This window comes from Spirochaetota bacterium, from assembly GCA_026415295.1.
Classification (GTDB): domain Bacteria; phylum Spirochaetota; class JAAYUW01; order JAAYUW01; family JAOAHJ01; genus JAOAHJ01.
This window is the reverse complement of the sequence record JAOAHJ010000031.1, coordinates 61,157-81,322: the sequence shown is the minus strand read 5'-3', so window position 1 is coordinate 81,322 and position 20,166 is coordinate 61,157. Positions and strand designations below refer to the sequence as shown.

Genomic DNA, 20,166 nt, shown 5'->3' with positions numbered 1-20,166 from the left:
AATAAAATCAATTATAATATTTGAAAAAATAAATGAAAATATAAAACAATTAAAAAACAAAACAATTAAATTAAAATTAATATAATAATAAAGATCATTTAATAAAAACAATAATTTACTTTTAATAAATAAGCTTTCTTTATATTCTTTTATATTAAACTTAATTATAAAAAATATTAATTTTATAAATATTAATGAAAATATAAAATAAAAAGAAAAAAAAAGGTATCTTTTTTTTATTCTCAATAAAACATAGATCATTACCAGAAATAATGTAATAAGAAGATCAATTAAAATTATATTTTTAAAAGATAGATTTATTCCAAAATATATTATATAAAATAAAAAAAAAGCAAAAATCCACAAAGGATTTTTGCTATTTATTTTTAACTTCATTTGATTCAACTAATTCAATTATCGAAAGTGGAGCATTATCGCCTTTTCTGTAGCCTAATTTTATTATTCTTGTATAACCACCATTCCTATTTTTATATCTTGGGGCAATAATTTTAAATAATTTTATTAAAGCATTTTTATCTTCAACAAATCTTCTTACCATTCTTCTATTATGAATAGAATCTTCTTTAGCTCTAGTAATTATCTTTTCAACAATACTCCTAAAATCTTTAGCTTTTTCAACTGTAGTAGTTATCTTTTCTTCTTTTATAAAAGAAACAAGCATATTTTTAAACATAGCTTTTCTATGAGCTGCTGTTTTATTAAACTTCCTTCCTTTATTAACTAAATGTCTCATAATTATCCTCTCCAGTTAATATTATTTCTTTCCTTCTAATTTTTCTATTATATTTTTCATTCCAAGCTTTAATCCCATTGACTCAAGTTTTTCTTTAACTTCATCAAGGGACTTTTTGCCAAAATTTCTCAAATTACTCAAATCTGCTTCAGTTTTCATCAATAAATCTCTAAAAGTATTAATTCCTGCTCCTTTAAAACAATTTTTTACTCTTTCAGTAAATTCAAGTGTATCCAAAGATTTATTGAGTATATTCAATAAATTTTCATCTTTGTTTTTTGATTTGTCTTCTTTATTTTCTTCTTCGATCAAATTTGAAATACCTTCTTCTATAATGTTTTCGCAGAATAAAGAATAGTATTTAATTAAAGTATATGCTGCATTTTTTATTGCATCTTCTGGAGTTATAGTACCATCTGTTTCTACATAAATCGTTAATTTCTCGTAATCAGTTACATTTCCTACTCTAAATGGTTCAATTTCATACTTAACATTTTTTATAGGGGAAAAAATAGCATCTACAGGAATAGTTCCTATTATTCCTAAAAGTTCATCTCTTTTTTCTGCTGGAATAAATCCCCTATTATTTTCAACAGTAAATTCTAAATATATTTTACCTTTATCTGATATTGTTCCTACATATAAATCTTTATTAACTATTTCAATATTTTGAGCAACCTCAAAATCTTTACCTTTTATTTCAGTCGGTCCTTGGAATGTAGCTTTAAAAGTCTTAATTAATTCGTCAGAATTAATTTTAATTCTTAATTTTTTAATATTCAAAATAAAATCAATAGTATCCTCAAGTAAAAATGGTATATTATCAAATTCAGAAGCTACATATTTTCTATTTCCTTCCTTATCATCATATTCGATCTTTATACTTATTATTGCCCAACCTCTTAAAACAGAATACATTACCCTTCTTAATGAATTTCCTAAAGTTACACCAAATCCTTTTTCAAGAGGTTTAACTTCAAATACCCCATAAAATTGATTTTCTATATTTTTATTAAATATTATATTTTTAGGGATTTTTAAATCTTTTAGTATATTTTTATCCATATTTTTATTTACCTCTAATAATTTTATATTTGATTCTTAATTTAATAAAAATCAAAATAAATATTTATTTTAAATATTTAATAATATTATAAATTAATACTTAACTAAAAAATATTTTGGATAACATATAAATAATTATTTTGAATAAAACTCAACAACTAATTGTTCATTAAAGCTCATAGTTACATCTTCTCTCGTTGGTTCTCTTAAAACCTGTCCTTTTTTATTTTTATAATCAAAACTTAACCATTCTACTTCTGGAGTTGAATTTTCATTTTCTTCAATTATCATTTTTAATAACTCATTTTTGATTCCTTTGTCAGACAATTCAATAATAGTATTTGGTTTTACTATATAAGATGGGATATCAATAACATCTCCATTTAATTTAAACATTCCATGGTTAATAAATTGTCTTGCTTGTGCCCTTGATTTAGCTAATCTTAATCTATATATTATATTATCAAACCTCATCTCTAAAAGTTTTAGAAGATTATTTCCAGTTATTCCTTTCATTTTAAATGCTTTATAAAAATAATTTCTAAACTGTGCTTCTTTAAGTCCATAATATCTTTTCATTTTTTGCTTTTCTCTTAATTGTCTTCCATAGTTAGATAACTTTAAATTTTTTGATTTAATTAATTTCTTTCTAACTATAGGGCATTTATCAGAATGACATCTCTCACCTTTTAGAAACAATTTTACTCCTTCTCTTCTACACATTCTACATTTTTGCTCATTATATCTACTCATTTTAATTTACCTCCAAAATTTTCCATGCTGATATAATTAAAATTTTATTTTCTACATTCTTCTCTTTTTTCTAGGTCTACAACCATTGTGAGGAATTGGAGTTTCATCTATAATGCTTTTAATCTTTAAACCCATAGAAGCTAAAGTTCTTATAGCAGCTTCCCTACCCATACCAGGACCCTTTACAATTACATCAACTTCTCTCAATCCAACATCTTTAATATTATTATATGCAGTTTCAACAACTTGTTGAGCAGCAAAAGGTGTAGATTTTTTAGCTCCTCTAAATCCATTCGCTCCTGAAGATGACCAGCCAACAACATTCCCTTGTGGATCAGTAAATGTAATTATAGTATTATTGAAAGTACAATTTATATAGGCTTTACCACTTGATATTGCTTTTTTTGTTTTTTTCTTAGTTTTAGATGTTGCTTTTGCCATTTATATTCCCCTTTTTTTATAAAATATTTTAATAAAATCCATAAAATTAAAATAAAAATATTTCAATTAGATAATTTATTTACCGGTTGTTGCTTGTGTTTTTTTGTTTTTCTTTAATAAGCTACCTCTTGGCCCTTTTCTTGTCCTAGCATTAGTTCTTGTTCTTTGACCTCTTACAGGAAGACCTACAATATGTCTTAATCCTCTGTAACACCCAATATCCTTCAATCTCTTTATATTCATAGCTATTTCTGTTCTAAGATCTCCCTCTACTTTGAAACTTGAGTCAATAATTTTTCTTATTTTATTAACTTCTTCATCAGTTAATTCATTAGCTCTCTTAGAAGGATCTATTCCTGTCTGATTAATAATCATTTTAGCTCTACTTCTTCCTATTCCAAATATATAAGTTAAAGCAATTTCAATTTTTTTATTAGGTAATTCTACACCAGCGATTCTTGCCATTTAATTCCTCCTTTAACCTTGTCTCTGTTTATGTTTTGGATTTTCGCAAATTACTCTTATTTTCCCTTTTCTAACAATTATTTTACATTTATTACAAATCTTTTTTACTGAAGCTCTTACTTTCATCTTATCTCTCCTATTAAAAATTAATTTTTTTTTAAATCATTTAATATCATTTTAATCTATATATTATTCTTCCTTTATTTAAATCATAAGGTGAAAGCTCAACTTTTACTTTATCTCCTGCAAACAATCTTATATTAAACATTCTAAGCTTACCAGCAGGATGGCCTAATATGATATGCCCATTTTTTAATTTAACTTTAAATAATGTATTTGGAAGTACTTCTACTATCTCACCATCCATTAATATGGTTTCCTCTTTAGCCATAAAAGTTAAACCTCTTTATTCATAACTATTTTTTTTCATTAAATAATCAATTAAATCTTTAGATAGTTCATCTATCGTTTTAAAATTACCATCAACGGTTAATAGATTACCCTTATTTTCTAAAAATTCAACTAAAGGTTTTGTAAAATTATTATATTCACTCATTCTCTTATAAAATACTTCTTCTGAATCATCTTTCCTTATTATTAATTCTCCACCACATTCATTGCAGTTTTTAAGTTCTCCATCATTATAAATATTAAATATCTTACTACAAATACCACAAACTCTTCTTCCTAATACTCTTTTTTTTACAACTTCCTCATCAGTCTTTATAAAAATATTTATTAATTTTTCATTATATTTTTCATTAATAAATTTTTCAAGAAGTTCAAATTGTTTAATATTTCTAGGATATCCATCAAATAATATTCCATTTTTATTAATAAAAAAATCGTTTATATAATCTATTAATATTGATGTAACAATTTCATCAGGAACTAATTTCCCAGAAATAATAAATTCCTCTAATTTCTCATACCCTTTTTTCTTTTCTTTAATTATATCTCTTATTATATCACCTGTAGAAATATGAAGTAGATTTAATTTTTTAGATATAATTTTTGCCTGACTTCCTTTACCTGAACCAGGCATACCATACAGACACAAGAAAAACATATTTTATCTTCTTCCTCTAATTCTACCTTTACTTAAAAAACCATCATAATGATGCATAATTAATTGTGACTCAATTTGATTAATAGTATCAAGAGACACTCCAACAACGATTAACAAAGAAGTACCACCCATTAAATAGGCAAAAGTTGTCGGTAAGTTAAACATCTCATTGGCTATATTTGGTAATATAGCAATAAAAGCTAAAAAAATTGATCCTGGTAAAATAATCCTAGTAATAACATTATTAAGATAATCTTCAGTATTCTTTCCTGGCCTAATTCCTGGTATATAACCTCCAGATTTCTTAAGATTTTCAGCTATTTCAACTGGATTTAATATAACCTGTGTATAAAAATAAGCAAAAAATACTACAAGTAAAGAATATATTATTAGGTAAGAGATTGTCCCCGGGGATATAAAATACACAATTTTAGTTAAAAATTTTGATCTGGAACCCAACATCTGCATCAATTGAGATGGAAATATTAAAAATGTAGATGCAAATATTATAGGAATAACCCCTGATGGATTTAATTTTAAAGGAATATATGTATTTTGAGCTTGCATAACTTTTCTACCAATTATTCTTTTTGCATTTTGCAATGGAATTCTTCTTTGGCCCTGTTGTTCATAAATAACTAAAACTATTACAAGGATTAGCATTAAAAATACAATAAGAAGCATAACTAAATTGGAACCTTCATATCTAACTTTTTTATAAAGTTCATAAATAGCTGCAGGGAATCTAGCAACAATACCTGCAAAAATGATCAAAGAAATACCATTACCAATACCATAGTCATTTATTTTATCTCCTAACCATATTAAAAACATTGTACCAGTTGTAATAGTTACTATAGATATTAAATAAAAGAAATTAGTATTAACTAATATTAAATCTTCAACTCTTGCAGATTGGCTAATAATAAATTTTGTAAGCGTAAAAGCTTGTATAGCACATATAAATATTGTTCCTACTCTTGCATAAAGTTGAACTTTTTTCCTTCCAGCTTCTCCCCCTTCTTTTACTAGTCTTTCGAGAGCTGGAATAATTGCTATCAATAATTGCAAAATAATTTCAGCTGTAATGTAAGGCATTATACTCAAAGCAAAAATAGTAAAATTTCTTAACCCACCACCAGTAAAAAGATCAATATAATCTAACAAACCACTTCCTGCAGCAGTAGCAAATGTTGTTTTTAAAACATTAATATCAATTCCAGGAACTGGAATATACGAACCTAATCTATATATAAATAGTATAAAAAAAGTTATTAAAACCTTTTTTCTCAAATCTGGAATTCTAAAAATATTAATGAATGGTGAAGAATTATATGTTTTTGCCATATTATTCCCTTCGTTATTTCTAATTTATTATAATATTATTTTTTTCATTTCTTTATTTATTCAAATTAAAAAAATATATTATTCAAATGTTTAATATATTACTGATAATTAATTTTCCCACCTATTTTCTCTAATAATTCTTTTGCACCTTTTGAAATCTTATCAAATGGAAAATACTTTTTATTTTTCTGGATTCTTCTTAATATTATATTAACTGGGTTATTTAATCTACCATTATTTAAAATTTTTATAGGTAAATCAAGGGAGTCTATAAAACCTTTAGTATACAATTCATTTACTGAAACATTGGAATCTTTTTCAAAATTATTTAAAATTTCTAGATCAACTAATTGGTATTCTTTTTTAAAAAGACCATTCTTAAAACCTCTTTTAGGAATTCTTCTAATAAGAGGTAATTGTCCACCTTCAAAACCTATCTTTCTACTATAACCTTTTCTAGCTTGAGCTCCTTTATGTCCTTTTGTTGAAGTACCTCCATGACCAGATCCATTACCACATCCAATTCTCTTTTTTTTATGAGTGGCCCCAGCTGGTTTAATCAATTTAATACTCATATTTTACTCCTGTTCAATATTTAACATAAAATTAATTTTTTTAATCATACCTTCAATCTGAGGTGTTAACTCTTTTTCTACAATATTTCCAGGTCTTTTTAAACCTAAAGCTTTAACTGTATCTCTAATTTTTTTATTATAACCTATTGGTGATTTAATTAATTTAATTTTAACTTTTTTACTCTTCATATTCAGTCCCCAAATTAAAATTTAATTTTGTTATTTCAACTATACTCTTTTATTTGAATAATTCTTTTATAGGTATTCCTCTTCTTTTAGAAGTACTTTTTTCATCCATAAGCATAGAAAGTGCTTTAATAGTAGCTTTAACTATATTAACAGGATTATTTGAACCTAAAGATTTAGCAAGTATATTATTAATACCACAAGCTTCTACTACTGCTCTCACAGGCCCTGAAGCAATTACTCCTGTACCAGGTGCTGCAGGTTTTAATAAAATTTTTGAAGCTTTATATTTAACTTCTATTTCATGAGGTATTGTAACATTTTGTCCATGTTCACCTGTTCTTCTAAGATTTACTGATATCATAGTTTTTTTTGCTTGATTTAAAGCTTTTTGAATAGCATCAGGAACTTCCTTTGCTTTACCAAAACCAAATCCAACTTTACCATTATTATCACCTACAACAACAAGTGCATTAAAAGAAAACCTTCTACCACCCTTAACAACTTTGGTAACTCTTCCAACTTTAACTGTTTTTTCTATTAGTTGTGCTTCATATGTTTTATAAAAATTTGCCATTGAAATTCTCCTTAATTAAAAATTTTAATTAAAATTCTAATCCTGCTTCCCTTAAGCCATCAGCAAGTGCTTTTACTCTACCATGAAATTTATACCCATTTCTATCAAAAACGACTCTTTTTATACCTTTTTCTGATGCTATTTTACCTAAAGCTAAACCTACTTCTTTAGCTGTATCAATAGTTAGTTTCTTTTTTAATACCAATGAAGAATATGAACAAAGAGTATGCCCTTGAATATCATCAATTATTTGTGCATAAATATATCTATTACTTTTAAAAACACATACTCTAGGTCTGTCAGATGTTACAACTAAATTTTTCTTTGATCTATGTTTTCTTCTTAATTGTCTCTCTTTTTCTCTTTTATAAATCTTTATCATACCTGAATCTCCTAATATATATTAATATAAAAATTATTATGTTGCTGCTTTTTTTCCAACTTTCCTTATTGGGTTCTCTCCTTGATACCTTAAACCTTTTCCTCTATAAGGATCTGGTTTTTTAATTTCTCTAATCTGGGCAGCAACCAATCCTACCAACTCTTTATCTGGCCCACTTACTATTATTTTGTTTTCAGAAACTTTTACTTCAATATTTTGAGGAATATTATAATTAACCTCATGTGAATAACCAACATTTAATTTTAATGTTTTTCCTGCAACATTAGCTTTATATCCAACTCCATAGATTTCAAGAACTTTAGAATAATGTTCTTGAACACCTTTTATCATATTTTCAATAATTCTATATGATGTTGCTAAAAATGGTTTCATTTTTGAATTTGTAGTTTTTAAATTTAAAATTAATTTTTTATTTTCATCAATTTTACAATCTATTATATTTAAAAGCTTTTTTTCAACTGTTCCTTTTGGTCCTTTTACTTTAACAATTATTTCATTCCCTTTATTTTCAAAGTTTAACTCAACATTTTTAGGTATTATTAAAGGTTTCTTAACAATTTTAGACATTTTCGTCCCCTTTTCATAAATTTAATCTAAATAAAGCCAACTTCTATTATTTATATTTTTTTAATAAAAAAACAAAATAATTACCAAATATAAAACAAAAATTCTCCACCAACCTTATTTCTAATAGCTTCTTTATCTGTTAATATACCTTTATTTGTTGAATAAACAGATACAGCATATCCATTAAAAACAGGTTTTATTTCTTTTAAGCTTTTATAAATTCTTCTTGAAGGTTTAGATACTCTCTGAACACCTCTTATAACTGGTTTATTATCTTCATATTTTAAAATAATTGAAATTTTTTTAACCTTAGTATTTTCATCAGATATTTTATAGTCTTCTATAAATCCTTTATTTTTTAGTATATTCAAAATAGATTCAATCATTTTAGAGTAGTAAATTTCAATATGATCGATTTTAGACAATTGTGCATTTTTTAAATTAATTAATAATTGTGAAATAGGATCTGTAAAACTCATATTTGTCTCCTTTTACCAAGATGCCTTTTTAATTCCTGGCAATTTACCTTCGCCAGCTAATTTTCTAAAACAAATTCTGCAAATACCAAAATCCCTAATATAAGCTCTTGATCTTCCACAAACATTACATCTATTGTGTTTTCTCACTTTATATTTAGGCACTTTTTTTGCTTTTTCTATCATTGCTTTTCTAGCCATATATTACCTCTTAAATTATTTTTTAAATGGCATTCCTAAAGATTGAAGTAGATATTTACACTCTTCATCAGTTTTAGCTGTAGTAACAATTGAAATTGAAAGCCCTTTAATTTTTTCTACTTTTTCAAATTCAATTTCAGGAAAAACAACATGTTCTCTAATTCCTATATTAAAATTTCCCTTACCATCAAAACCAGAAACACTAACACCTTTAAAATCTTTAACTCTAGGTAGAGCAATATTAAAAAACTTATTTAAAAATTCCCACATTCTATCTCTTCTCAAAGTAACCTTACAACCTATTTCTTGTCCCTGTCTTAATTTGAACTGGTTTATTGATTTTTTAGCTTTTGTTTTAACTGCTCTCTGTCCAGCTATTGCAGTTAACTCTTCCAAAGCTTCATTAATAACTTTTTTATCCTGGGTTGCTTCATTTACACCCATATTCAAAACTACCTTTACAATCTTTGGAACCATCATAACATTTTTATAATTAAATTGTTTAATCATCTTTTGTTTGACTTCTTTTTCATATTTCTGTTTTAAAATTGACATAATAACAACCCCTAATCAATATTTTTTTTGCATTTTTTACAGTATCTTGGATGATGTTCTTCATCTCTTCTACCAACTCTGGTTGGCTTATTACACTTAGGACAAATTAACATAACATTTGAGATATCAATAGGTGCTTCAACCTTTGCTATACCTCCACTTGGGAATTTGTCTGATTTTCTTAAAGTTTTTGCATGCAAATTTATTCCTTCCACTACAACTCTATTTTTCTCAGGGATAACTCTTAGAACTTTACCTTCTTTATCTTTATCTTTGCCAGCTATTACTTTAACAAGATCATTTTTCTTTATTTTCAATTTTCTCATAATATTACACCTCTAAAAACAATTTCTAAATTATTATAAAACTTCTGGTGCTAAAGATATTATTTTCATAAAATCTTTTTCTCTTAATTCTTTTGCTACTGGACCAAAAATTCTTGTACCAACAGGGTTATTCTGTTTATCAAGAATAACCGCTGCATTTTCATCAAATCTTATACAGGAACCATCGTCTCTTTTCACAGGATACTTTGTTCTTACAATAACAGCTCTAACAACTGAACCTTTTTTTATATTTGAACCTGGTAAAACTTCTTTTACAGAACAAACAATAATATCCCCAACATATGCATATCTTGCATGAGTGCCACCAAGTACTTTTATACATTGCAACAATTTAGCTCCTGAATTATCAGCAACATTTAACAGTGTTTGTTGTTGTATCATAGAACCATCCTCATTATAATAATTTTAATCTTATTTCCCACTTTCTAAAATCTTAATAAGTTCAAAATATTTTTCTTTTGAAAGTGGTCTTGTTTCACCAATTAAAACAACATCCCCTACTTTAGCTTTGTTTTCTTCATCATGAACTTTATATTTTTTAATTTTTTTGACATATTTTTTATATTTTGGATGTTGTTTTAATGTTTCTACTTTAACAACTATAGTCTTTTCCATCTTATCTGAAATAACTAAACCAGTAAACATTTTTCTTCTTTTATTTTCCATTTTTTAGCTCCTAAACAATTACATTTCTTTCTCTTAAAATAGTTTTAATTCTAGCAATATCTCTCTTTGTTTTAGTAAGAGAAGAAATATCTTCTACCTGACCAACCTGTAAATTAAACCTTATTTCTCTTTTTTTATTTACAAGATCATTTAATAAATTTAATAACTCTTCATTTTTCATATTTCTTATTTCTTTTGCCTTCATTTTCTAAACTCCTGTTAATATATCTCTCTTAATTATTTTACATTTTACAGGCATTTTATAAGAAGCCTCTTTCAATGCTTCAAAGGCTAATTCTTCTGAGAAATTTCCCGCTATTTCATAAATTATATTGCCTCTCTTAACTCTTGCTACATAATATTCTACAGCTCCCTTTCCTTTACCCATTCTTGTTTCAGCAGGCTTTTTTGTGTATGGCACATCTGGAAAAACTTTAATCCATATTTTTCCATTTCCTTTAATCTTTCTGGTAAGACAAACTCTACCTGCTTCAAGTTGATTTGCTGTAAAATAACCATTTTCAATAGCAACAAGAGCATATTCACCAAATGCTATTTTGGTATTTCTTGTTGCCTCTCCTCTATTTCTTCCTCTTTGTTGTTTTCTATATTTCTGTTTATTTGGTGCTAACATAACAACCCCTTACTAATTAAATATTTTTTCTCCTCTATTGATCCATATTTTTAAACCAATAATTCCCATTATTGTTTTAGCTTCCACTATTGCAAAATCTATATCAGCTTTTAGAGTGCTTAAAGGAACTTCTCCTTTTTGGTATATTTCACTTCTAGCCATTTCTGCTCCACCAAGTCTTCCTGATACTTTTATTTTTATTCCTTTTCCTCCAGCTTGCATAACTAACGCCATTGTATTTTTAATAGCTCTTTTATAATTACCTCTACTTTCAATCTGTTTAGCTATATCTTGACCAACTAATTCAGCATCAAGAAATCTATTTTTTACTTCTTTTATTTTAATGTTTATTCCTGTTTTTGTATATTTACTTGTTATTTTATTCTCAATAGCTTTTCTTAAATCTTCAAGTAAAGCTCCCTTTTTACCTATTACCATACCAGGTTTAGAGGTATTTATTACAACAGTTGTTTTCTCTGCATTTCTAAATATTTCTATTGCTGAAATTGAAGCATCTTTAAGTTGTTTTTTTATATATCTTCTAATTAGCTCATCTTCAACAACTTTATTAGCAAGCTCATTTTTTCTAAATGAAGCAAAATAGTTTGATTGCCATTCTTTATTTATGCCTAATCTTAAGCCAACTGGATTAACTTTTTGACCCATTTTATTCCTCCACCTTACCATCTGTAATTTCTACATATATATGACTTTTTCTTTTATTTATGATATCAGCTCTTCCTCTCCCTCTAGGTCTTAATCTCTTTAATGTTGGTGCTTTTTGAACAATTATTTTTTCAATATAGAATTTGCTTTCATCATACTCAAGGTTTTTCTCATTAGATATAAATATTAAATTCGATTTTGCATGCTTTATAGCATCAGCTAATATTTTTGCACTTTTATTTGGAAGAGAGAGAAGTTTTGCAATAGTATAATTAACATTATCACCTTTTTTAATCTCTCTTGAAAATCTTAATATTTTAGTTGGAGATACATTTAAATATTTTTGATATGTTTTTGCTTTCATTTTTTCTCTCCGGCTTGAGTAGTTTCTGCTTTTCTATGACCTTTAAAAGTTCTAGTAGGAGCAAATTCCCCTAATTTATGACCAATCATATTCTCATTTATATGTATAGGTATAAATTTTTTACCATTATAAACATTTATAGTAAGTCCAACCATTTCAGGTATAATAGTAGAAGCTCTTGACCATGTTTTAATTGGAGCTCCCTTCTTCCCTTTAGAAGCTTCAAGAACTTTATTAAATAATTTTTTCTCTATAAAAGGACCCTTTTTTAAAGATCTAGCCATTTTCTTTTCTCCTCTTTATAATAAACTTATTAGTAGTTTTATTTTTCTTTCTAGTTTTATATCCCTTAGTTGGCTGTCCCCATGGAGTCATAGGATGGTTACCTTTTCCTCTACCTTCACCACCTCCATGTGGATGATCAACAGGATTCATTGCAACTCCTCTAACTCTCGGCCTTCGATTCATCCATCTTGATCTTCCTGCTTTACCTATTATTATATTTTTAGCATCTGGATTAGAAACAATACCAACTGTTGCATAACAATCTTTGTGAACAAATCTTAATTCTCCAGATGGCATTGTTAAAATAGCATAATCTTTTTCAAAACCAGAAATTTGACAAAATGTACCACCTGATCTTGCAATCTTACCACCTTCTCCAGGTCTTAGCTCTACATTATGAACTAGTGTACCAACTGGTATATTTTTTAATGGTAAAGCATTCCCAACTTTAATAGGAACATTTTCACCTTCAGTAACTCTATCTCCTACTTTTAATGAATCAGGTGCTAAAATATACCTTCTTACACCATTTTCATAACAAACAAGAGCAATTCTTGCTGTTCTATATGGATCATATTCTATAGTTTCTACTTTAGCATTCAAATTATACATATTTCTTGTAAAAGAAATAATTCTATATAATTTTTTATGACCAGCACCCATTCTTCTAGAAGTTATTCTTCCATAATTATTTCTACCTGCTGTATTTTTTAAATAAATAGTTAATGGTTTATAAGGTTCATTAGTAGTTATTTCAGAAAAATCATAACCTGTTTTAAATCTCTGAGTAGGCGTAACTGGTTTAAAATATTTTAATCCCATTTTATCCTTCCTAAATTTTTCTTAATTCGATATTCAATTATTTCTATTACATTTTATTTATTATACCTTTAAAAAACTAAAACTATCACCTTCTTTTAATGTTATAATAGCTTTTTTAACAAAATTGGTATATCCTTCTTTATATCTTTGTCTTTTCTTTTTCCTTGGAGCAATTATTATATTAACACTTATTGGTTCCATATTATATAGCTTTTTAATACACTCTTCCACCATTTTTTTGTTAGCATCTTTATGAATCTGAAAAACATATTTATTTTCTTTTTGCAAAGAAGTAACCTTTTCAGATATTATAGGCCTTATTAAAATATCATTTAAATCTAATTTCATAATTTAACCCCATTTTAAACATTAACTTTAGAAGTATACTTTTCTTGAAGATTAATCAATGCTGACTCAGTTATTAAAATATTTTTAGAATAAAAGATATCTTTTGCTGCTAAATTATTCCAATGCAAAGTTTTAACAAAATCTATATTTTTACAAGATTCCTTAATCTTCTTATCATTATCAGATATTGTTAAAACTTTCTCTCCAAAACAATTTTCTTTTTCAACTTTATCTCCATATATTAACAAAACACTTGAATTAAGATTTAAATTTTTAAAAATTTGAACCATATTTTTTGTTTTTATTTCATTTAAATGTATATCTTCAATAAATTTAATATTCCCCAATTTATATTTTAAAGAAAATAATGATAGATAAGCTAATCTCTTTACTTTTTTATTAATTTTTAACTTATATGACCTTGGTTTAGGACCAAATACAATTCCTCCACCAACCCAAATAGGATTTCTCCTAGTACCAACTCTAGCTCTACCAGTTCCCTTTTGTCTCCATGGTTTCTTACCAGATCCTGCAACTTCAGCTTTAGTTTTAGTGTTAGCACATCCTATTCTTTTATTAGCTTCCTCTACCTTTATTGCAAGCCATATAGAATAATTATTTACTTTATTTGAAAACAAACTTTCTGATATTTCTATATTCTTTTTTTCTCTATTATTAATATCATATAATATTGCTTTCATATTGTATCCTTCATCCTTTGTAATAATTAACTAGCTTTTACAGCCTTTTTAATGTAAACAATTGAATTTCTAGCTCCTGGCACAGCTCCCTTAACCATTATGACATTTTTATCCTTAAATATTTTAACTACCTCAAGATTTTGAACTGAAACAGTTTCACAACCCAAGTGACCAGGCATCCTCTTATTTTTCCTTACTCTTCCTGGCTCTTCTCTTTGACCTGTAGAACCTGGTGTTCTGTGAAATTTAGAACCATGAGACATTTTCCCCCCACCAGCATTATGTCTTTTTATCATTCCTTGAAATCCTTTGCCTTTTGATTTCCCAGTAACATCAACATATTTAGTGCCTTCAAAAAATGAAACATCAATAAATTGTCCAACTTCGTAATTAGATAACTTTTCTTCTGTTCTAAATTCTTTTATTATTTTGTATGTTTCTATTCTAATATTTTTTTCTTTTAGTAAAGAATTAAGCTTATCAAAATAACCTTTTATAGGCTTTATTAACTTATTCTCTTTTATTGGGAAATAACCTAATTTTAATGCATTATATCCTTCTTTATCTTCATTTTTAATTTCAAGTATTTGACATGGTCCGACTTCTATAATAGTCACAGGAACAACCTTACCATCCTCATTAAATATTTGACTCATCCCTAATTTTTTGCCAACTAATCCAAGCATATTTTTATCCTTATAACTATTTTGTAATTTTTTATTTAACTAAAAAAATTATATTTGCTTAATTTCTACGTTTACACCTTCAGGTAATTCGAGCTTAGACAAAACATTAATTACTTCTTGATTCGGATTAATAATATCTATCATTCTTTTATGTATTCTCATTTCAAATTGTTCTCTTGAAGTAATATGAACATGAGGTGATCTTAAAACGGTGTAACGTCTAATTTGTGTGGGCAAAGGTATTGGACCTGAAATTTCAGCTCTTGCCTTTTTTGCTGCCCTTACTATTTCCTCAGTTGCCTTATCAACCGTCTTATGCTCAAAAGCTTTTAATTTTATTCTTATAATGTTACCTTTCATCATTCCTCCAAAGAATATAAAAAAAATGAAATGAGAAGATACCCAAGACTGAGCATCTTCCCATAATTTAATTATTCCAATATTTCTGTAACTACTCCAGCTCCAACTGTTCTTCCACCTTCTCTAATAGCAAATCTTAATTGCTTATCCATAGCTACAGTATATATTAATTCAACATCCATAGCAACATTTTGACCAGGATTTGCTATTTTTTCAACTTCCTTAGTTTGAGAATTTCTGATCTCTTTAATTTCTCCAGTTACATCAGTTGTTCTAAAATAGAACTGTGGTCTATATCCAGCATGAAATGGTTTTTCTCTTCCACCTTCTTCTTTTGACAAAATATATACTTCACATGTAAATTTTTTATGAGGAGTAATAGATCCTGGTTTCGCAACAACCATTCCTCTTTCTACATCATTTTTTTCGATACCTCTCAATAATAGACCAACATTATCCCCTGCTTGTCCTTGATCAAGTTCCTTTCTAAACATTTCTACACCAGTAATTACAGTTTCCTTAGTTTCTCCAAAACCAACAATCTCAACTTTATCACCAACTTTTACAACACCTGTTTCAATTCTACCAGTTACTACAGTACCTCTACCTTTAATTGAAAAAATATCTTCAATTGGCATTAAAAATGGTTTATCTATATCTCTTTTTGGTTCTGGGAAATAATCATCCATTGTATTCAACAATTCTATTACAGGCTTACAATTAGGACACTCATCTTTTCCACATCCACAGTTCATAGCTTTTAATGCTGATCCTCTTATAATAGGAATAGTATCACCTGGAAAACCATATTTTTTAAGAAGATCTCTAACTTCTTCTTCAGCAATATCAATCAATTCAGGATCAGACACCATATCAACTTTATTTAAGAAAACAACTATGTATGGAACATTTACCTGTTTAGCGAGAAGAATATGTTCTCTAGTTTGTGGTTCTGGTCCTTCATTTGCTGAAACAAGAAGTATAGCACCATCCATTTGTGCTGCACCTGTAATCATGTTTTTAATATAATCAGCATGCCCTGGACAGTCAATATGAGCATAATGTCTTTTTGGTGTTTCATATTCAACATGCTGAGTATTAATAGTAATACCTCTTGCTTTTTCTTCTGGTGCATTATCAATTTCATCATATCTTTTTGCTTGTGCAAGACCTCTAGATGCACATACTAAGGTTATTGCTGAAGTTAATGTTGTTTTACCATGGTCAACATGCCCAATAGTCCCAACATTAATATGAGGCTTATTTCTTATAAACTTTTCCTTTGCCATATATTTCCTCCTAAATTATTGCCACCTTAACACCAAAATCTGGTGTTAGTTAATTAACACAAAAAAGAAATTTTGTAAAGAAAAATTTACAAAATTTAGTAAATTTAGATTAAATAATTTAAATTTATCAAATTCTAAGGCAAAAAGTATTTCTAAATTAATTAAAATAAGAAATATTTTAATTTTTTATTTTTTTAACTTTTTTATTAACTTAAATTAAATAAAATTTAATAAAATTAGCTAATTTGTCATAATTTAATGAAATCTATTTTTTTAATATTTGTTCTTGTAGATTTTTAGGTAATTCTTCATAATGTGAAAATTGCATAGTATAAGTACCCCTACCTTGAGTTTTAGATCTTAATAAAGTTGCATAGCCAAACATTGAACTTAGAGGAACCTCAGCTTTTATAATTTTTCCCATTTGTGACTCTTTCATTCCAGTAATTTTACCTCTTCGCCCATTTATATCCCCCATAACATCACCTAGATATTCTTCAGGTACTATAACTTCTAAAGCCATTATAGGTTCAAGTATAGTCGGATTTGATTTTCTAACTGCATCCTTAAAACCTATTGATGCTGCAATTTGAAAAGCCATATCTGAAGAATCAACTTCATGATAAGAACCATCTACTAAAGTTACTTTAATGTCTGTAACTGGATAACCAGCAATAACTCCATTATCAAGTGCATCTTCGATACCTTTTTTAACTGATGGTATATACTCTTTTGGTATTCTACCTCCCACTATCTTATCTATAAATTCAAAACCTTTCCCTCTCTCAAGAGGCTCAACCTCAAGTACAACATGGCCATATTGCCCTCTACCACCTGATTGTTTAATATATTTACCTTCTACTTTAGAACTACTTTTAATTGTTTCCCTATAAGCAACTTGAGGATTTCCAATATTAGCTTCTACCTTATGTTCCCTTTTTAACCTATCTACAATAATTTCTAGATGTAATTCACCCATCCCAGAAATAATAGTTTGTCCAGATTCTTGATCGACTCTAACTTTAAATGTTGGATCTTCTTCTGCTAATTTTATTAATCCATTACTTAATTTATCATAATCTGCTTTGGTTTTTGGTTCAATAGCTATATAAATAACTGGCTCAGGGAAATCCATAGATTCAAGTATTATAGGGTTATTTTTATCACATAAAGTATCACCTGTCTGAACATTTTTTAATCCTATTACCCCTACTATATCTCCAGCTTTTGCAGAAGATATTTCTTCTCTTTTATTAGCATGCATAAGAACAATTCTACCTATTCTTTCATCTTTTTCTTTTGTAGAATTAAAAACTTGCATACCTTGCTCTAATCTACCTGAATAAATTCTTATAAAAGTTAATTTACCAATATAAGGATCACTCATTATTTTAAAAGCTAATGCACAAAAAGGTTGATTAACTGAATTTTCTCTTTCTATCTCATCTCTAGTCTTTGGATGAATACCTTTAATCTTACCTATATCGACCGGTGAAGGTAGATAATCTATAACACCATCTAACAATGGTTGAACACCTTTATTTTTAAACGCAGATCCACAAAACATTGGAAAAAACTTCATCTGAATTGTTCCTTTCCTTATAGTTGATTTTATTTCTTCTTCACTGATAGACTCTCCAGATAAATATTTTTCCATAATTATATCATCGATTTCTGAAATTCTTTCTAATAATTTTTCTCTATATTGTTTAGCAATATCTATTAAGTCATCAGGGATTTTATCTTCATGATATTTAGCACCTAAATCCTCTCCCTCCCAAACGATAGCTTTCATTTTAATTAAATCTATTACACCTTTAAAATTATTTTCTTTACCATAAGGAATCTGAACTGGTAAAGGTATTCCATTTAGCTTATCAATAATCTCACTTTCAACTTTGAAAAAATCAGCACCAATTCTATCCATCTTATTAACAAAAATAAGCCTAGGGACCTTATATTTATTAGCCTGTCTCCAAACAGTTTCAGATTGTGGTTCTACTCCTCCAACTGCACAAAATACACCAATTGCTCCATCTAACACCCTTAATGATCTTTCTACTTCTACTGTAAAATCTACATGTCCAGGAGTATCTATTAAATTTATTCTATGATCTCGCCAAAAGGTAGTTGTTGCTGCAGATGTTATTGTAATACCTCTCTCTCTTTCCTGTTCCATCCAATCAAGTTCTGTAGTACCTTCATGAACTTCTCCAATTTTATATGTTTTTCCTGTATAATAAAGTATCCTTTCGCTAGTAGTAGTTTTACCTGCATCAATATGAGCCATTATACCAATATTTCTATACATCTTAATATCAACTTCTTTCATCTTTTACCCTCTCTTATTTATATGCAACTTCTTTTTATTTTTAAAATTAATAACATTAAAACTAAAAAATAAATAAAATTTAACTTTATTAGAGGATAACTACTGCTAAATAATTGAATAAAATTTATTTATAATTAAATATATTTATTAAGAATTACAAAGCTGAAAAATAAATTTTTAAGAGATTTTTTATTTCAGCTTAATTTTTTAATTTAACTATTTAAATACAAATATATCGAATAAAATCAATTATTTTATTTGTTAAAAATATTAGTTACCACTTTAAATGAGCAAAAGCTCTATTTGCTTCAGCCATCTTATGAGTATCTTCTTTCTTTTTAACAGCTGAACCAACATTATTATATGCATCAATTAATTCATTAGCTAATTTTTCAGCCATAGATTTGCCTTTTCTTTCTCTAGCAAAATTTATTATCCAATTACAAGCTTTAAAAAATTGTCTATAAGATGGAACCTCAACAGGAATTTGGTATGTAGACCCACCTATCCTTCTAGATTTTACTTCTACTAAAGGCTTAACATTCTCTATAGCTTTATTAAATACAACTAAAGGATCTTCATGTACTTTTTCTTTAATAATATCGAAAGCCTCATATACTATTTTGTATGCAATATTTTTTTTACCTTCTAGCATAACATAGTTTATAAACTTCATAACTTCTTTTGAATTATATTTATAATCTATCCCAATATTCCTTTCAATTCTTTTCTTTTTTCTTCCCATATATCTTAAAATCTCCTTTAATAATCTTTAAATTAACATAGAATTACTTTTATTTATTATTTAAATATATTTTATTTACCTTTTTTTACACCATATTTTGATCTTGATGTTTTTCTATTTTCAACGCCAAGACAGTCAAGTGTACCTCTAATAATATGATATCTAACACCAGGCAAATCTTTAACTCTCCCGCCTCTAATTAATACAACAGAATGTTCTTGTAAATTATGACCTTCTCCCGGAATATATGCTGTAACTTCTACTCCGTTTACTAATCTAACTCTAGCTATTTTTCTCAATGCGGAATTTGGTTTTTTGGGAGTCATAGTTTGTACTCTTGTACACACTCCTCTTTTTTGAGGATTCCCCTGTAATGCAGGAGATTTAGATTTTTTAAATACTTTCTTTCTTCCTTCTCTAACTAATTGGTTTATAGTAGGCATACATTCTCCTTTATAAATCTGGAATATATATATAACATTTTTTT

Annotated in this window: 35 protein-coding genes; all 35 read right to left on the bottom strand. The window is 27.3% G+C overall.

The window, feature by feature from the left end; genetic code table 11:
- Window positions 1-396: hypothetical protein (locus tag N3A58_07960; GenBank protein ID MCX8059333.1), on the bottom strand; the 396-nt coding region annotated here is incomplete at its 3' end.
- Window positions 377-754: a 50S ribosomal protein L17 gene (gene rplQ, locus N3A58_07955; GenBank protein MCX8059332.1), complete on the bottom strand. Its 378-nt coding sequence runs from the start codon at window positions 752-754 to the stop codon at window positions 377-379. The genes rplQ and N3A58_07960, both read right to left, overlap by 20 nt.
- A 21-nt stretch (window positions 755-775) precedes the next feature.
- On the bottom strand, window positions 776-1,819 hold the full coding sequence (locus tag N3A58_07950; GenBank protein ID MCX8059331.1) for a DNA-directed RNA polymerase subunit alpha: 1,044 nt from the start codon (window positions 1,817-1,819) through the stop codon (window positions 776-778).
- Window positions 1,820-1,954: 135 nt separating this feature from the next.
- Entirely contained in the window at window positions 1,955-2,572 is a 618-nt protein-coding gene (gene rpsD / locus N3A58_07945; protein MCX8059330.1) for a 30S ribosomal protein S4, read from the bottom strand.
- 51 nt (window positions 2,573-2,623) lie between these two features.
- On the bottom strand, window positions 2,624-3,013 hold the full coding sequence (gene rpsK, locus N3A58_07940) for a 30S ribosomal protein S11 (protein MCX8059329.1): 390 nt from the start codon (window positions 3,011-3,013) through the stop codon (window positions 2,624-2,626).
- A gap of 75 nt (window positions 3,014-3,088) precedes the next feature.
- Entirely contained in the window at window positions 3,089-3,478 is a 390-nt protein-coding gene (gene rpsM / locus N3A58_07935) for a 30S ribosomal protein S13 (GenBank protein MCX8059328.1), read from the bottom strand.
- A 12-nt stretch (window positions 3,479-3,490) separates the two neighbouring features.
- Window positions 3,491-3,604 carry a 50S ribosomal protein L36 gene (rpmJ, locus tag N3A58_07930; protein ID MCX8059327.1) on the bottom strand — a complete coding sequence of 38 codons (114 nt, stop codon included), beginning with the start codon at window positions 3,602-3,604 and terminating at the stop codon, window positions 3,491-3,493.
- A gap of 46 nt (window positions 3,605-3,650) precedes the next feature.
- The gene (infA, locus tag N3A58_07925) at window positions 3,651-3,869 is read right to left on the bottom strand and encodes a translation initiation factor IF-1 (protein ID MCX8059326.1); all 219 of its coding nucleotides are present in this window, start codon (window positions 3,867-3,869) and stop codon (window positions 3,651-3,653) included.
- A gap of 15 nt (window positions 3,870-3,884) precedes the next feature.
- Window positions 3,885-4,547, bottom strand: a complete 663-nt coding sequence (locus N3A58_07920; protein MCX8059325.1) for a nucleoside monophosphate kinase — start codon at window positions 4,545-4,547, stop codon at window positions 3,885-3,887.
- Window positions 4,548-4,550: 3 nt separating this feature from the next.
- Window positions 4,551-5,894 carry a preprotein translocase subunit SecY gene (gene secY, locus N3A58_07915; protein MCX8059324.1) on the bottom strand — a complete coding sequence of 448 codons (1,344 nt, stop codon included), beginning with the start codon at window positions 5,892-5,894 and terminating at the stop codon, window positions 4,551-4,553.
- Between the two features lie 98 nt (window positions 5,895-5,992).
- Complete coding sequence (gene rplO, locus N3A58_07910; protein ID MCX8059323.1) at window positions 5,993-6,469, bottom strand: 50S ribosomal protein L15; 477 nt, start codon at window positions 6,467-6,469, stop codon at window positions 5,993-5,995.
- Between the two features lie 3 nt (window positions 6,470-6,472).
- Window positions 6,473-6,658, bottom strand: a complete 186-nt coding sequence (rpmD, locus tag N3A58_07905) for a 50S ribosomal protein L30 (GenBank protein MCX8059322.1) — start codon at window positions 6,656-6,658, stop codon at window positions 6,473-6,475.
- A gap of 49 nt (window positions 6,659-6,707) precedes the next feature.
- Entirely contained in the window at window positions 6,708-7,232 is a 525-nt protein-coding gene (gene rpsE, locus N3A58_07900) for a 30S ribosomal protein S5 (protein MCX8059321.1), read from the bottom strand.
- A 28-nt stretch (window positions 7,233-7,260) separates the two neighbouring features.
- Window positions 7,261-7,614, bottom strand: coding sequence for a 50S ribosomal protein L18 (gene rplR, locus N3A58_07895; GenBank protein ID MCX8059320.1), 354 nt, complete (start codon window positions 7,612-7,614; stop codon window positions 7,261-7,263).
- 36 nt (window positions 7,615-7,650) lie between these two features.
- Window positions 7,651-8,202 carry a 50S ribosomal protein L6 gene (gene rplF / locus N3A58_07890; GenBank protein MCX8059319.1) on the bottom strand — a complete coding sequence of 184 codons (552 nt, stop codon included), beginning with the start codon at window positions 8,200-8,202 and terminating at the stop codon, window positions 7,651-7,653.
- An 80-nt stretch (window positions 8,203-8,282) separates the two neighbouring features.
- Window positions 8,283-8,681 carry a 30S ribosomal protein S8 gene (gene rpsH, locus N3A58_07885; GenBank protein ID MCX8059318.1) on the bottom strand — a complete coding sequence of 133 codons (399 nt, stop codon included), beginning with the start codon at window positions 8,679-8,681 and terminating at the stop codon, window positions 8,283-8,285.
- A 12-nt stretch (window positions 8,682-8,693) separates the two neighbouring features.
- Window positions 8,694-8,879, bottom strand: a complete 186-nt coding sequence (locus tag N3A58_07880; protein ID MCX8059317.1) for a type Z 30S ribosomal protein S14 — start codon at window positions 8,877-8,879, stop codon at window positions 8,694-8,696.
- A gap of 15 nt (window positions 8,880-8,894) precedes the next feature.
- Window positions 8,895-9,434, bottom strand: coding sequence for a 50S ribosomal protein L5 (gene rplE, locus N3A58_07875; protein ID MCX8059316.1), 540 nt, complete (start codon window positions 9,432-9,434; stop codon window positions 8,895-8,897).
- 11 nt (window positions 9,435-9,445) lie between these two features.
- Window positions 9,446-9,760, bottom strand: a complete 315-nt coding sequence (rplX, locus tag N3A58_07870) for a 50S ribosomal protein L24 (protein ID MCX8059315.1) — start codon at window positions 9,758-9,760, stop codon at window positions 9,446-9,448.
- A 33-nt stretch (window positions 9,761-9,793) separates the two neighbouring features.
- Window positions 9,794-10,162, bottom strand: coding sequence for a 50S ribosomal protein L14 (gene rplN / locus N3A58_07865; GenBank protein ID MCX8059314.1), 369 nt, complete (start codon window positions 10,160-10,162; stop codon window positions 9,794-9,796).
- A gap of 30 nt (window positions 10,163-10,192) precedes the next feature.
- Window positions 10,193-10,447, bottom strand: a complete 255-nt coding sequence (gene rpsQ, locus N3A58_07860) for a 30S ribosomal protein S17 (GenBank protein MCX8059313.1) — start codon at window positions 10,445-10,447, stop codon at window positions 10,193-10,195.
- A gap of 10 nt (window positions 10,448-10,457) precedes the next feature.
- Window positions 10,458-10,652, bottom strand: a complete 195-nt coding sequence (rpmC, locus tag N3A58_07855) for a 50S ribosomal protein L29 (protein MCX8059312.1) — start codon at window positions 10,650-10,652, stop codon at window positions 10,458-10,460.
- 3 nt (window positions 10,653-10,655) lie between these two features.
- Window positions 10,656-11,081, bottom strand: coding sequence for a 50S ribosomal protein L16 (rplP, locus tag N3A58_07850; GenBank protein ID MCX8059311.1), 426 nt, complete (start codon window positions 11,079-11,081; stop codon window positions 10,656-10,658).
- Between the two features lie 12 nt (window positions 11,082-11,093).
- On the bottom strand, window positions 11,094-11,747 hold the full coding sequence (gene rpsC / locus N3A58_07845) for a 30S ribosomal protein S3 (protein MCX8059310.1): 654 nt from the start codon (window positions 11,745-11,747) through the stop codon (window positions 11,094-11,096).
- A gap of 1 nt (window position 11,748) precedes the next feature.
- The gene (locus N3A58_07840; protein ID MCX8059309.1) at window positions 11,749-12,111 is read right to left on the bottom strand and encodes a hypothetical protein; all 363 of its coding nucleotides are present in this window, start codon (window positions 12,109-12,111) and stop codon (window positions 11,749-11,751) included.
- Window positions 12,108-12,395: a 30S ribosomal protein S19 gene (rpsS, locus tag N3A58_07835; protein MCX8059308.1), complete on the bottom strand. Its 288-nt coding sequence runs from the start codon at window positions 12,393-12,395 to the stop codon at window positions 12,108-12,110. Before rpsS ends, N3A58_07840 begins: the two co-directional genes overlap by 4 nt.
- The gene (gene rplB, locus N3A58_07830) at window positions 12,388-13,218 is read right to left on the bottom strand and encodes a 50S ribosomal protein L2 (protein ID MCX8059307.1); all 831 of its coding nucleotides are present in this window, start codon (window positions 13,216-13,218) and stop codon (window positions 12,388-12,390) included. Before rplB ends, rpsS begins: the two co-directional genes overlap by 8 nt.
- Window positions 13,219-13,278: 60 nt before the next feature.
- Window positions 13,279-13,566, bottom strand: coding sequence for a 50S ribosomal protein L23 (gene rplW, locus N3A58_07825; GenBank protein ID MCX8059306.1), 288 nt, complete (start codon window positions 13,564-13,566; stop codon window positions 13,279-13,281).
- Window positions 13,567-13,580: 14 nt separating this feature from the next.
- The gene (gene rplD, locus N3A58_07820) at window positions 13,581-14,267 is read right to left on the bottom strand and encodes a 50S ribosomal protein L4 (protein MCX8059305.1); all 687 of its coding nucleotides are present in this window, start codon (window positions 14,265-14,267) and stop codon (window positions 13,581-13,583) included.
- A 26-nt stretch (window positions 14,268-14,293) separates the two neighbouring features.
- Window positions 14,294-14,953, bottom strand: a complete 660-nt coding sequence (gene rplC / locus N3A58_07815; GenBank protein ID MCX8059304.1) for a 50S ribosomal protein L3 — start codon at window positions 14,951-14,953, stop codon at window positions 14,294-14,296.
- 48 nt (window positions 14,954-15,001) lie between these two features.
- The gene (gene rpsJ, locus N3A58_07810) at window positions 15,002-15,313 is read right to left on the bottom strand and encodes a 30S ribosomal protein S10 (protein ID MCX8059303.1); all 312 of its coding nucleotides are present in this window, start codon (window positions 15,311-15,313) and stop codon (window positions 15,002-15,004) included.
- A 71-nt stretch (window positions 15,314-15,384) separates the two neighbouring features.
- Window positions 15,385-16,602: an elongation factor Tu gene (gene tuf / locus N3A58_07805; protein MCX8059302.1), complete on the bottom strand. Its 1,218-nt coding sequence runs from the start codon at window positions 16,600-16,602 to the stop codon at window positions 15,385-15,387.
- 265 nt (window positions 16,603-16,867) lie between these two features.
- Window positions 16,868-18,934, bottom strand: coding sequence for an elongation factor G (gene fusA / locus N3A58_07800; GenBank protein ID MCX8059301.1), 2,067 nt, complete (start codon window positions 18,932-18,934; stop codon window positions 16,868-16,870).
- Window positions 18,935-19,208: 274 nt separating this feature from the next.
- Window positions 19,209-19,679, bottom strand: a complete 471-nt coding sequence (gene rpsG, locus N3A58_07795; GenBank protein MCX8059300.1) for a 30S ribosomal protein S7 — start codon at window positions 19,677-19,679, stop codon at window positions 19,209-19,211.
- A gap of 71 nt (window positions 19,680-19,750) precedes the next feature.
- Window positions 19,751-20,122, bottom strand: a complete 372-nt coding sequence (gene rpsL / locus N3A58_07790) for a 30S ribosomal protein S12 (protein MCX8059299.1) — start codon at window positions 20,120-20,122, stop codon at window positions 19,751-19,753.
- Between the last annotated feature and the right edge of the window lie 44 nt (window positions 20,123-20,166).